We start from the raw sequence: 12,977 nt of genomic DNA, 5'->3' as shown, positions 1-12,977 counted from the left end.
GGGCTTTGTTTTCTACGCTGCCCATCTCACCCGCCCGTAAGAGCCCGGCGCGTCTTCGATAATCGTGAGCTTGCCACCGCCAGGTTCACGCGCAGGAACGCGGCCCGAATCGAGTTGCGTTACCCATTCGTCCCAGACCGGCCACCACGACCCTTGATGAGACGTCGCGCCGGCGAACCATTCGTCGGGACTGAGCGGCAAATTGTCGTTCGCCCAGTGTCCATATTTGCTGCCCGGTGGGCTGATCACGCCAGCCATATGGCCCGCATCGCTTAGAACGAATTTGATCGGCCCGGAGTACAAGCGTGTCGCGGCATAGGTCGATTTCCACGGCGCAATGTGGTCTTCGCGCGTAGCCAGAATGAAGGTCGGAGTCCTGATTTTCGATAGATCGATCGGCGCATCCGCCAACGTGATGCCGCCGGGTTTTGCCAGGAGATTTTGCTGATACATCCTACGCAAATAAAACGAATGCATCGCCGCTGGCATGCGCGTCGAATCGGAATTCCAGAACAAAAGATCAACGGGAATTTGCTCCTTGCCGAGCAGGTAATTGCTGACGACGAAGGACCAGATCAGGTCATTGGCGCGCAACATATTGAACGCCGCCGCCATATCCTGCGCTTCCAAATAGCCGCGCTCGCGCATTCGTCTTTCGAGAGACGCCAGCTGCCCTTCGTCGATGAAGACGGCCATATCCCCGACTTCGGTAAAATCGACAAGCGTCGCGAAGTAGGTGGCGCTTGCAATCCGGTCGTCGCCCTTCGCGGCCGAATATGCCGCCGTCGAGGCGAGCAGGGTTCCGCCGAGGCAATAGCCAATTGCGTTGACGTTATGCTCACCGGTCGCGGACTCGATCGCGTCCAGTGCCGCCAAAGGTCCCTCGAGCATGTAATTTTCAAAGCCCTTTTCAGCGAGCTTCTCATCGGGATTCACCCAGGAGATGGCGAACACCGTATGTCCCTGATCGACGGCCCATTTGATGAAGGAGTTCTTCGGCTGTAGATCGAGAACATAGAACTTGTTGATCCATGGCGGGACGATCAGCAGTGGCCGCCTCCGGACTTCTCTTGTCGACTGTGTATACTGGATCAATTGCATGAGCTCGTTCTGGTAGACGATTTTTCCTGGGCTCGTTGCGATGTTTTCGCCGAGGCGGAAAGCCTTCATGTCGGTCATTGTAATCGCAAGCCGGCCATTGCCGCGCTCCAGATCGGCAAGAAGGTTCTCCAAACCACGCAGTAGGTTCTGTCCGCCGGATTCCAGGGTTGCGGTGAGGACCTCCGGATTGGTGGTGACGAAATTGGAAGGCGACAAGGCATCAACGAACTGGCGCGTGTAGAAATCGACCCTGCGAGCAGAGGCCTCGTCCATGCCTTTGACTTCGCGGATAGCAGAAAGAATCGACTTGGCAGCAACGAGATAACTGTCCTTCACAAAGTCGAAGATAGCATTCTCGCTCCAGTCCGGATGCCTGAAGCGTTTGTCTTTCGGGGCATCGGCCTCGCGTGCACGCAGCATGAGCATGCGTTCCGCCATTTTCTGCCAGATACCTAGAGAGTCGTAGAATAGGTCGATCTGGGCGCGGGCGACTGCCACCGGGTCGGTCATCATCCTGGTCATGAGCTCGAAAAAATCGAACTTGAGCGTTGACGTGCCGCCCATTTCGAAATTGATCGCGCCCGGCTGATGAGACGCGAAGCGCTGCATCAGTAGCTGGTTTTGTTCCGCGATATTCCGCAGTTGCACCGCAAGGGCAGTCGGATCCCAAGTGGGCTGCATCCGTTTGTCGGCCAAAGCTCTCTCCTGCTGTTGACAGGCCTGACCAGAGCCGTTTGGGTAACTTCCAAGAAAACTAACATCTCACCGGATGCGGTTGGATACACGCACGGTCGGCAGGTAGGGTTGATTAGTTATGTTAAAACCGGTCTTCCGTGCACGCAGCTCCTGTTCGAGAAAGCCCCCGGCGCGCTTATGGCCCTAAGATCTTCCACCTGCATCCGCATGAGTTGGTGGCGTATCAATAGAATGCGACGGCGATACGTTTTTCTTTACGCCAGACGACTGAACAGCGACGCGGGCCACCGTCCGGAATGACAGTCAGCGCGAATTCGTCGGGAATCTTTTTCATCTCCAGCAATATCAAGGGCGGCACCGTATGCAGAGATGCTGCGAATCAAGCAATCTGCTTTCGAACGGCCGAAGCTAATTGAGCCGGATTTTGGGATGCGTGTCGAATGAGAACTTTTCTGCTCCATAGTTTTTCTCCGAGTAAAGGGTTCACCCCGCAGAGCGCAAATCGATTGTCGTCCGGCACCTCCTGCCATCAAAACGAGCTCGTCAAAATCTTGGAAGCCGATCCTTTAAATGCCATTAAAATACCACATTAAAGGTATGAATTAAACTTAAAATATAAAAAATTAAATAAAAATTAAATGGGCGGCGAGGGTCTGAGCCGAAGTTCTGCAAAGGCTTGCCTCTACTGCAATTTTAGCGCCGATTGCATTCGTCCTCCTCAAAAATGGCTGCACCATTGGCATTTGATCCAAGCGACCTTTAGATCGCTCATACAACCGTCGCTTATTTATTTCGATCCCGCGGGGCCGCGTCGCACTTGTTAATCTCGGCGGCCGCCGACGGGGACCGGACCGACGGGGTCGATGCCGATTGCTGACAGCGCGCTACTCTGTGCGCTTGCGCCAGATCGTGAACGACCGCGTCCCAACAGTTGGTGGCTTGTTATTCTCAGCAGTCGCGCAAAGCTAAACGCTACAATCCTGAAACCAACATCATCTGGTGGGGAACGGCGAATCCTGCACCGCCTTTACGACTGGTCCGGCGCGGAATGGCAGAAAAGCGGGCCGCGGCCCGGCAGCAACATCACAGGATTCATTGATTTCGAATATGGTATGAGTGGAAAATCGCTGGAGTTGCTCAACGAGGTTGCACCCGATGTGACCCGGGCGGCGATCCTTCGGGATGCCACGCTGCCCGCAGGGACTGGCCAATTCGGCGCTATTCAAGCGGTGGCGCCGTCGTTTGGGGGCGAGTTGAGCCCAGTCAACGTGAGTGACTACGAAGGGACGGCTTTCGCGCGACAGTCGAATGGCGGTCTAATTCCGACCGCGAGCACTTTGGCCGGATTCATCGCGAGCGCTCCCGACAAACCTTCCTTCGCCGTGCTGACCGTTTCAGTAACATGTCGGGCGACCCCAAGCAGGAATTATGGCGAATTCGATACGGCCAACCGGGCCCATGGCTGGAACACTTTGCTGACCTTCGCCATTTCCCCGACCGCCCCACCGCGATAACGCCCACTAAGCATCTAGTGGCGAAATAGGCTTTGTCCAAAACTGCAGCTTGTTCGGCGATCGGCCCGAAGTCTGGGTCAGAAGGCGACATCGGCGGCCGATTAGTCGAAGTCTCCTTTACCCCTGATAGTGTTGAAAAAGTCCTTTTGGGGTGACGAACGAAAATTTTAAGAGCCGCTGATGCGTTTCGCGCGCGGCGATATGAGGGAACCACATCGTTTCACACAAAAACGACCCCCGGCGCTTCGCAAGGCGCTACGGAGTATTGCCGTGGCGGAGTCGGCTGAAAATCAACTTTTGCGCGATTTTCGGTGTCGTTCGATTTTCGACTTTTGCAACACTATCCCCCTAGGAGCGGACATCCTCAGGACGGCCAGCCATGTCCGTTTGGTGCCAAAGGACTAAACCGCTCGCGCGGTAGGACGCTGCGGCAGACGCCACGGCGAAGCAATAGGCGACAAGGCATCCGGACGAGCGGGGCAATTGCCCATTGCGCGCGATGATCCCATGATTGAAGACGTGCTACTCTTGAGTTCGTGGCGGAGCACCAACCATTGCACAAGAGCCAACTCGAACCCCGGGCACTCTCGATCGCGATTGTGCGCACTGTCGCGCTAATTGCACCCAGTCCAGGATCTCGATGCAAGCAGAATTACAAATGCGGTGATGCTCTTGACGAGCAGCTCGAAACAGTTTCGGCTCACATAGCTCCGGGCTTTCCAGGTCGCGAGAGATTAGTTTGCCTCCGCGATCCAAACATCGGTGAACTCACGTCTAGATTGTGTGGTGTGTTATTTTTGCTACGGCCAAGCCATTGAAAGTACGGATGCCACGGAACATTAAATCCCCATGGGCGATCTTCCTGATCGTCTGAAGGTTGTTTGCGGGTGCGCCGCGACTTAGCTCGCGCACGCGGCACCATCCTACGTCCCCCCAGCGCGGTTTCCTCCTTTGGAGGCTTTCGGACGCCGGCCGCCGAACTCGCGGCGCCGTCCTTCAAGCGGCCGGCATCCGAAACCCTTCACAACAGCGGACATCGTCGCCTCAATCGATACGTCGTCGGCAGAGTCGCGACAGTTAGCGCCATTCGATCCCGTATACGTCAACAGGCTGCAGGAAGCCTTTGAGATGGCAGGGACCAATGTTTGTGACATGCAAGCGATCCCGGATGCGATCCTGAACGGCACTTGACACAAGAATGGCATCGGGCTCGGCCAACTGACACAAGCGAGCAGCCAGTTGAACCGTCGCACCAAAAAGGTCGTTGCTGTCCGCAATCGGCTCTCCGACGTCAATACCAATTCGCACCTGAAGCTTCTCCTTGCTTGCCAGATTGAAGGCTTCAAACGCTTTCTGGATGGAGCGGGCGCATTGCACGGAGGCAGCCGCGTCGGCGAAGGATGCCATGATGCCGTCGCCAGTGTGCTTCACCACATGCCCACCCTTGTCCTTCAATGCGCGGCGAACCAGCGCGTCATGTGCCCGAACCATCTCTACAGATCGAGCATCGCCAAGACGCTCTGTCATGCTGGTAGAGCCAACGATGTCGGTGAACATAATGGCCCGCAGGGCCGAATCGATTCTGACGTTGTTTGCCTCGCCGCTCGGTTCCGGATCAGACACTCTCCCCAGAAATGCCTGGACGGCTGAGAGGTCCACTTCGATCACGTCTTTCGCCACCTCGCCGTGAGCTTCGTCATGAACCCGCATCGCAGTTTGGATATCCGGTGCGTCAATGAGACAGAAGCCCGTGCCGCGCGATTCATCAAACCAATACGTCAAGAAACGAACTCCGTATTGATCTTGCACTTCCAGGTCTTTTCGATGCGCCTCGGCGATATCGGAAGCTGTCAGGCCCGAGAGATCGTGTCGGTCGAGGAAAATTGGCACTGGTGTTGCTCCACCGTTTCTTCTGACGGACTCGATTGAAATCTGCACTAAGCATGGCGTTTCGCCGAAAGCGACATTTAAAGCGACATTTAATGTAACAGCTTGGTAAAGCTTTGGAAGTGCAGTAAGCCCGAGCCGGGTGTAATTCCTGTGCCCTGATGTCCGCTGGGGGTCAATCGCGTCACTTTAGCCGTCGGCCCACTACTTCCGGTCTTCCCCTGGAAACGGACATCGTCAGGGTCGGTCGGCATGTCTCAAAGGTGCCAACGGACTAAACCGCTCGCGCGGTAGGACGCTGCGGCAGACGCCACGGCGAAGCAATAGGCGACAAGGCATCCGGACGAGCGGGGCAATTGCCCGTTGCGCGCGATGATCCCATGATTGAAGACGTGCTACTCTTGAGTTCGTGGCGGAGCACCAACCATTGCACAAGAGCCAACTCGAACCCCGGGCACTCTCGATCGCGATTGTGCGCACTGTCGCGCTAATTGCACCCAGTCCAGATCTCGATGCAAGCAGAATTACAAATGCGGTGATGCTCTTGACGAGCAGCTCGAAACAGTTTCGGCTCACATAGCTCCGGGCTTTCCAGGTCGCGAGAGATTAGTTTGCCTCCGCGATCCAAACATCGGTGAACTCACGTCTAGATTGTGTGGTGTGTTATTTTTGCTACGGCCAAGCCATTGAAAGTACGGATGCCACGGAACATTAAATCCCATGGGCGATCTTCCTGATCGTCTGAAGGTTGTTTGCGGGTGCGCCGCGACTTAGCTCGCGCACGCGGCACCATCCTACGTCCCCCCAGCGCGGTTTCCTCCTTTGGAGGCTTTCGGACGCCGGCCGCCGAACTCGCGGCGCCGTCCTTCAAGCGGCCGGCATCCGAAACCCTTCACAACAGCGGTCATTCGAGATTGGACCGAAGTCGTGTCCTGGAAGGGCGTTGACGCGAGCAGCGATGACCTCCGCCATCTCGACGTTGCTCTCGACGTCTCCGCGCGGGCGAGGTTGCACTCGTTAGTAAACCCGAGCGCGAGGGCAATGGACGGCACCCGGTCACCCTTAGGCCAAGGGCCGAATGTTCTGGTTCATGCGGAAGAAGTTTTTCGGATCGTACTTCTCCTTGATCCGCTGCAGCCGCCGGTAGTTGGCGCCATACGCCGCGGCGACAGCATCTGCTGTCTCGTCGTCGTCGAGATAGTTCACATACCGGCCTGGGGCGTAGAAGGGCTGCATCAGTTCGTAGGTTTCTCGCGCCCACGCGACGCAGCGGCTCGTGTCGGCCGGCCGCATCCATTGCGCGAGCACGAGGAAGTTGTAGCCTTCCCTGCGATGTGGGAACGCCGTGTCACCGACCCCGACGCGAGTCGCTGCACCATGGATATGCTCGAGGAGCAATTGACCCATGGGCGCGGGACAGCGCGCGAAACAGTCGATCATCGCGCTGATTGCAGCGTCACTGAGCTCCGTGAGGAAATTCGATTTCCAGTAGTTGAGGGCGCCCTTGGGAAAGCCGGCATCGAGCATGCTGTTGAGCTGGCAGTAGGGCATCGGACCGACTCCATCCAACGCGGGCGACCCGAACTCCTTCAGCGGCCGCACGGCCTTCTCGGCATCGGCAGGCGGACCGCAATGACAGGTCACCAGCGCCGCCACTTCCGTGCCAGACCCATCCGGGGCATGCGCGAGGGTTGCAAACAGCGCGTGCTCATCGGGTAGCGATCGGGTCTTGTCGCGGTAGAACTCGAGCAGGTCGCGCGCACGATCAATCGCGTGGACGATGAGGCCGGCCGTGACGGTTGGCCCCACCGGATGCAGCTGATATTCGAACGAGGTCACGACGCCAAAGTTTCCACCCCCGCCACGAACAGCCCAAAAGAGGTCGGGCTCTTCTTCCTGGCTAGCGCGGAGAATTTTGCCGTCAGCTGTCACGAGGTCGACAGCCTTGAGATTGTCGAGGGCAAGGCCATACTTGCCCATAAGCCAGCCAAGCCCGCCACCGAGCGTGAGCCCTGCGATCCCCGTGCTGGAGACCACCCCGCCCGTGACCGCTAAACCATGCAGCTGCGTCTCGCGATTGAATTCGGCCCAGGTCACGCCCGCTTGCGCGCGCGCCAGATGGCTCTTAGCGTCAACGTGAATCCCCTTCATTGGGCTTAGGTCGATCATCACCCCGCCATCAATCGTGGCGCGGCCCGCAACGTTGTGGCCGCCGCCACGAACCGCCACTTCCAAGCCAAGCCTGCGAGTTAGGTTGACGGCGTCAACGACGTCGGCAACGCCGCGACATCTGACTATCAACGCGGGGCGTTTGTCGACGAGGCCATTGTGAACCTTGCGGGCTTCCTCGTACCCGGCATCGGCAGGTTTCTGGAGCTGTCCCCCAAAGTTGGCCGCGAGCTCGGCTGCGGCACGGTCAACGGATGCGATCGACGACATGGTGCGCTCCTCTGGTGACTGGCCCTCCCCTCGAGGGCGGTGAAAGAGTCGGGCTCACGCGCGCGTTCCATCGGCATGCTGACCCTTCACCCCCTTTTTGCTGAGGCTGCGACCAATCAGTTTCTGGCGCGCGAGTTCTTAGATCAATCAGCAGCATTGACCGATTGCTCTGATGTGCCCTTTATTGAGAATACAGATGGGCTCTTCTGTAGCTGAATTTTCACTGCAAAGCCTTTGATGCCTGAAACGTGATGAAACGTCCGCTGTGGGTCTTTCACACAGTCAGGGTCATTCGCGTCGATCCCGACGGCGTCCCAGCACGTCCCCTTTAGCGCCGCCAACGGACATCAGCCCATGGCCCGCGTAAAGGTGCCACGATCGGCCATCCAGATGGTTTACCGAAGCGGTCGGCAAACGGCCCAAAGCAATTGCTTGATTATTATTAAGCGGCCGGCAGGAACTCACATCCCGATCCAGCTACTTGTACGCGACCGCACCGCTCGACAGGCCCGCCAGCGAGAGGAATCTTGAAGTCTCGAAATTCGGCCTGCGGGACGCACAATGCGTTGCACGATCACCGATCAAGGTTGGGGACCCATTCCTCCGCGGTTGAGTCCCAATGATGGGTGTCGTCGAAGTGTTTCCAAAGTGGCCGCCTTGGTTTGCTTTCACCCTTCTGCCGTTTTGCGTTCAGCGCGCTGAGTTGGACGACGAGCGCCCCAGCCATCATCACCCATTCGCGAGCGCTGTATCGGGAGTTCCATTTGATTGTCGCGAGCATCGGATGCCTCCTTCAAAGTAAGAAGCCTTTGCCGTCTTAGCCCGGGCCAAGAACACACGGATGTAAGTACTTCACAGTCAGCCAACATCTTCGGCATAGCCGCGGGCGATCCTATCAGGTCATGCGTCTGGCGGGGCTGCCAGAGGGCTAAGTGTCCCAGATCATGTCCTCTCTATCACAATGACCGGACATCATCGGCGAGGTCGGGCAGGTCCGAGAAGTGCCAGAAGGCGGCATCGACGGCCAAATAGGCGGAATCTGCTTTGGCCTTAAGAACGGACCTGCTCAGGATGCCCCGTCATGTCTTAAGCGCATTGGTTCTAGCATTCCCATCGTTCCTGGCACGTCATACAAAGGCAACCGCTACGTTTATGCGGCTCAGACTTTCGGCGGCACCGTTCTCTTATCGCGTGCTCTCGCGATCCTGCACGCCGCCTACCCCAAGTTCGAATGCGTGCAGCGGCTTGAGGGAGAATGCATCAAGTTCATGCCGCTCGCCTCGTCGCGTCAGAATCCAAGTTAGCACAAACCAAACTCCAGCTACGATCTGGAGGCCGATGTTGAAAGCAAACGCAGTCTGGTAAGCTATCTCAGGATAGTGCCCATTTGTGGGAGTCCAAAGCTGAACCAATAACCCCGTCATATATTGCACGACAAACGCGCCGCCGATGTGGAAGACGTTCAGCGCTGCATTGGCCCTGCCCGCCAGCTCCTTGGGGAAATACTCGGCCAGGATCGCGTAACTGAGGACAGTTCCAGCACCGACTGCCGCCACGACGATCCACGGGACATACGAGGGGAGCGGCCATCGCAGGATCAATGCCAACTGAGCCGCGATGAACATCACGGCGACAAGACCCAACAGCGGCCGCGGTCCAATCCCACGTCGGCGCGCCCGATCGACCGCAATGCCCCACAGAAGCCCGCCCAAACTCAATGCGATAGCCATGATGAGCAAATGCCAGAGTAGTCCCGACCGGTCGAGGCCCTCAACATCGCTGAGCCATGGCGCCGCCCACAGTCCCTGCAACGCCCATGCCGTCCCGATGCAGGTGGCCGAAAGTGGAGCCAGGCGCCAGAAGTGTGGATCGGCATAAACCGTCTTTAGACTAATGGGGGTTGGTCTGCCCCCCACCGACATAACTGCCGGTACCTCTGGGACAGCAAGGTAGATGACAAGAGCGCATCCGGCCGAGACGATCGCGAGCAGCTCAAATAATGCTCGCCAGCCCATCGAGACCAGCAGAAATTCCGCAGGCAAAGTTGCCGTCAGCGCGCCCAGGGCTCCCAGCATAATCATCAGGCCGTTGAGCAGTGGGATACGTTCGCAGGGAAACCAGAGCACGAGGGCCTTCAAGCCGGCCGTCAATGATGCGGCCACACCAAGGCCGATCAGTGCTCGGCCGCCGAGGAGCAGCCAAAAATTGTCCGAGACGGCAAATAGCGCTGCACCCACAGCCGCGGCAACCATCACGGTACCCTGGATCAAGCCCGGACCATATCGGTCCAACAGGATGCCGATCGGAATCTGAGCAGCCGCGAAGGTCAGGTAGTACACAGACGTAAGTAGACCTAGATCGCCGGCGCCGAGGCCAAATTCCGCAGTCAAGGAGCCGGCGACCGTCGCGTTGATAGTCCGGAACAGAAATGAGAGATAGTAAGCGGCAACGAACGGCAGGAACACCCGCAGAATCAGGCGCCAGCTTTCTGTCAAGTCGCCGGCAAGTCGGCGTCGAGTCGCATGGCTGGGCGGTCGAGACCGTAGTTGCTGTTCGACCGATCCTTGGTGAGCAGCTGTCTGCCTTGCAACAGGCCTAGTGCAGAGGCAATCCTGCCTTCCCTGGAAAGTTAAACAGGCTGCCGCCCTCCCGGACGGCACTGGAGTGCTCTAATTCGATGCCAACCGTGTTTGATGCGCGGAAATCTGGCTCATGGGTTGAGAAGCACTTTTCCGACGTTCCCTCGCACGGGCCACGCGAATGAGCCTCGCGTTTCGGTGTGCTGAGCCGATCCATCGTCTCCTGCATGAGCGATGTTCCCAACCGAACGCGTCGCCCGACCTGCGCGGCAAATTCGTCGAAACGCTCGGACCCAAGTACGCAGGCAGCACGTTGGTCCGCTGCGGGAAGCACTGGCGTTACGGCGAGATGGAAGCGCGCCTGAAGGGCCACAGTCTCATTAACGATTCTAAGACCGCGATCGAGCTCTTCAAGTTGGCGGCTCATAAGGGAAAGGCGACGGTCTACCGGGATGTTGTTGGTTTCATCATCCGAACCGAGGAACTGAGCGAGGGCGGCCTCAACGAGCGCTGATTTGGTGGCGCCGGGACGCTTGGCAGCTGCCGCTAGCCGCGCGGCCATTTGCTCCGAGAGGTAGACGCCAATTCTGGGCTTCATCGTTGGACCTTCTAACGTTGCTTCCAGCAGTGCGGCCCTGAAGCAGACCCGACGCGCTGAACGTTGGCCATCAAAGGGTTCCTCGCGACCCTGAGCAACCGCTCAATCGCAACCATCGTGTGTTCGGATAGATTGTCGTACAAAAGCCGATCGAGATTGCATGGTATCTGACCGGCAGCGCGAAGTGCGATTGCGTTCAACCGATTTCACATCAAGCGCCTCGTCCGCTGGCGCGGAAGTGCTGGGCAGCCCACCAATCAGATTCCCAGGCCAATTTTCCTTCCAAAGCTCCAGGTCACCCCGCCTCCGCGTGCCGCGACCCCGAATACCTGTCGATCGAGATGCTGCTCCAATGCTGGCCGCCAGGGGACGAGCTGGAATCCAAGTCCGTCGTCAATCATGGCAAACCGGCCTGACGCCAGCGTTACGCGCTGACGATAGACGCCCACGATGCGTTCACCCTCCGACGAAGGAGTATGCGGTAACGCCGTCTCGGCCGAGAGTCTTGCAACCGTAGCATCGAGCTCCCGCCGCCTTAGCGTGTTGAGGAGATCGCGGGCAAAGATGACCCTGGCTCCCTGCCGCCGCGCAAGGCCCTCGCCTGCGAGATAGTCAACCCGACGGTCCATGGCTTCGCGCACTTCGGATCCAAAACCACCGCTCGCGAAGATCGAATCCCGCGCGAGTAATTGCCGGTCAATCCAGGTCGCTCCCGGCGCCGTGACCTGGGCCTCAATACTGAGATCCGATCGGGTGGCGAGCGAGAGACGTTTACGGCCCTGCGCATCGTCGTAAGACCGTGCCTCCACGATCGCGCCGGGCGCGGCATCGCCGGTCATTTCGATATCGGTGAACCTGACGTGATGCGTTCGTCCATCGATTCCCTCGACGATTGCATAGGCCGAGCCTTTCAGTTCGTCATGCAGTCCGCGCTCGACCAGCCGGCCGAGCACCGGATCTGTCGGTACCTCGCCGTGCAAGGTAAAGCCGGAGACATCCGGCTCGCGGCCACGAACGCTCATCGCCCGATGCATGGTCTTGATGACATCGCCGCGAATCGAGAGGTCACGCAGCTTGTCCTCGATACCAGGCTTCAGCGTCCAGCAGCCGGGTGCAACTTGATCGGCAAGACCGAGACGCTCCAACCTGGCTGCCCGGCCGACCATCAGGCGGCGGAGGCTTAAGTCTTCGCCTGACGCATTTGGCCGAAGGTCCGCCACGCCGGCGCCCTCGTCGGCGGCGACACGCAGCGCCCGATCGAGGCTGGTCCAGCGTTCGGCCGTAACCTCCCGTTCCAGGGCGGACTGGATGTCTCGCTCGCTGCGCGGCCGAGCTCGAGCGTGACGCGCTCGGCCGCGCGATCCCGAAACCCGCGGCTGATGTAATCCCGACTGATGACCAGATCCTGGCTGTCCTCCGCGCGGCCGCGGATCAGGACATGAATATGTGGATTGTCGGTGTTCCAGTGGTCGACCGCAATCCAGTCCAGTTTGGTTCCGAGATCCCGCGCGACGTCAGTCATCAGCTCGCGGGTAAAGGTGCGGAGGTCGCCGAGCTCGGCGGCATCCTCCGGAGAAATGATAAATCGAAAATGATGGCGGTCGTCCTCACATCGTTCAGCAAAGGCGCGCTCTTCCGCCGCATCCGACGTCGCATCGAACATCCGGGCGTCCGTACCGTCACGCGTCACGCCCTCGCGCTTCAAATAGGTGATGTGCTTGGTCAGCGGTGCCGAGCGAAAGCGCGTGCCGTGGTGACGGACCACGCGCGCCTTCATTACCACGCGCCGCGAGGTCGAGCGGAGTGACAAGGATAGCGCGGCACGCCGGCCTCGTCGAAGTGCGACCGGCTCGCTCCACCTTTACCGCGCCCAAAACCGTCGCCGACATGCCCGGCCTTCTTGGCCGCTCGCATGACCTGGCCGACAAAGCTCTTCGGACGCGAGGAACTACGTCCGCTGTCGCGAATGCGGCCAGGGCGAACACGAAGGTCATTGTCGCGCTGGCTCATGATGGTTTCACCACAAACTCGCCTTGGCCGACGGCTCTCGCTGCGCTGATTTCCTTGACGATTTGGAATGGAGCGACGGCTTGATCATTCTCGCTGCCTCTTAAAACCTCATCTCCACCAACCACATGCGCCCGGCCGAAGGCGGCGCTTTTC

Annotated in this window: 7 protein-coding genes and 1 pseudogene; 2 read left to right on the top strand and 6 right to left on the bottom strand. The window is 58.6% G+C overall.

The features are described 5' to 3' along the window. Window positions 1–12 precede the first annotated feature (12 nt). Window positions 13–1,797 carry a PHA/PHB synthase family protein gene (locus tag ACFXS9_RS08330; RefSeq protein ID WP_392687382.1) on the bottom strand — a complete coding sequence of 595 codons (1,785 nt, stop codon included), beginning with the start codon at window positions 1,795–1,797 and terminating at the stop codon, window positions 13–15. An 863-nt stretch (window positions 1,798–2,660) separates the two neighbouring features. Between ACFXS9_RS08330 and ACFXS9_RS08325 the strand changes: the two genes are divergently transcribed. Beyond that, the gene (locus ACFXS9_RS08325) at window positions 2,661–3,311 is read left to right on the top strand and encodes a hypothetical protein (RefSeq protein ID WP_392687379.1); all 651 of its coding nucleotides are present in this window, start codon (window positions 2,661–2,663) and stop codon (window positions 3,309–3,311) included. A gap of 1,077 nt (window positions 3,312–4,388) precedes the next feature. Here ACFXS9_RS08325 and ACFXS9_RS08320 read toward each other — a convergent pair. From ACFXS9_RS08320 to ACFXS9_RS08305, 4 genes are all read right to left on the bottom strand, one after another. After that, window positions 4,389–5,201: a nickel-binding protein gene (locus ACFXS9_RS08320; RefSeq protein ID WP_392687376.1), complete on the bottom strand. Its 813-nt coding sequence runs from the start codon at window positions 5,199–5,201 to the stop codon at window positions 4,389–4,391. 1,059 nt (window positions 5,202–6,260) lie between these two features. Beyond that, the gene (locus ACFXS9_RS08315) at window positions 6,261–7,637 is read right to left on the bottom strand and encodes an FAD-binding oxidoreductase (RefSeq protein ID WP_392687373.1); all 1,377 of its coding nucleotides are present in this window, start codon (window positions 7,635–7,637) and stop codon (window positions 6,261–6,263) included. 574 nt (window positions 7,638–8,211) lie between these two features. Continuing rightward, on the bottom strand, window positions 8,212–8,418 hold the full coding sequence (locus ACFXS9_RS08310; protein ID WP_392687370.1) for a hypothetical protein: 207 nt from the start codon (window positions 8,416–8,418) through the stop codon (window positions 8,212–8,214). 403 nt (window positions 8,419–8,821) lie between these two features. Then, window positions 8,822–10,132 (bottom strand): nitrate/nitrite transporter, encoded by a 1,311-nt coding sequence (locus ACFXS9_RS08305; protein ID WP_392687367.1) that lies wholly within the window; start codon window positions 10,130–10,132, stop codon window positions 8,822–8,824. A gap of 265 nt (window positions 10,133–10,397) precedes the next feature. On the opposite strand from ACFXS9_RS08305, the gene ACFXS9_RS08300 reads away from it, so the two are divergent. Beyond that, window positions 10,398–10,730 carry a hypothetical protein gene (locus tag ACFXS9_RS08300; protein WP_392687485.1) on the top strand — a complete coding sequence of 111 codons (333 nt, stop codon included), beginning with the start codon at window positions 10,398–10,400 and terminating at the stop codon, window positions 10,728–10,730. 341 nt (window positions 10,731–11,071) lie between these two features. Here the strand turns inward: ACFXS9_RS08300 and ACFXS9_RS08295 are convergent. Further along, a pseudogene (locus ACFXS9_RS08295) lies at window positions 11,072–12,824 on the bottom strand (relaxase/mobilization nuclease domain-containing protein). Window positions 12,825–12,977 lie beyond the last annotated feature (153 nt).

The sequence above is a fragment of the Bradyrhizobium sp. RDI18 genome, assembly GCF_043203335.1.
GTDB lineage: Bacteria > Pseudomonadota > Alphaproteobacteria > Rhizobiales > Xanthobacteraceae > Bradyrhizobium > Bradyrhizobium retamae.
This window is presented reverse-complemented; position numbering and strand designations above follow the sequence as displayed.

Bases quoted from the DNA above. Each gene is read 5' to 3' on its own strand.
- ACFXS9_RS08325 (WP_392687379.1), top strand. From the start codon at position 2,661: ATGCCGATTGCTGACAGCGCGCTACTCTGTGCGCTTGCGCCAGATCGT.
- ACFXS9_RS08315 (WP_392687373.1), bottom strand. From the start codon at position 7,637: ATGTCGTCGATCGCATCCGTTGACCGTGCCGCAGCCGAGCTCGCGGCC.
- ACFXS9_RS08310 (WP_392687370.1), bottom strand. From the start codon at position 8,418: ATGCTCGCGACAATCAAATGGAACTCCCGATACAGCGCTCGCGAATGG.
- ACFXS9_RS08300 (WP_392687485.1), top strand. From the start codon at position 10,398: ATGAGCCTCGCGTTTCGGTGTGCTGAGCCGATCCATCGTCTCCTGCAT.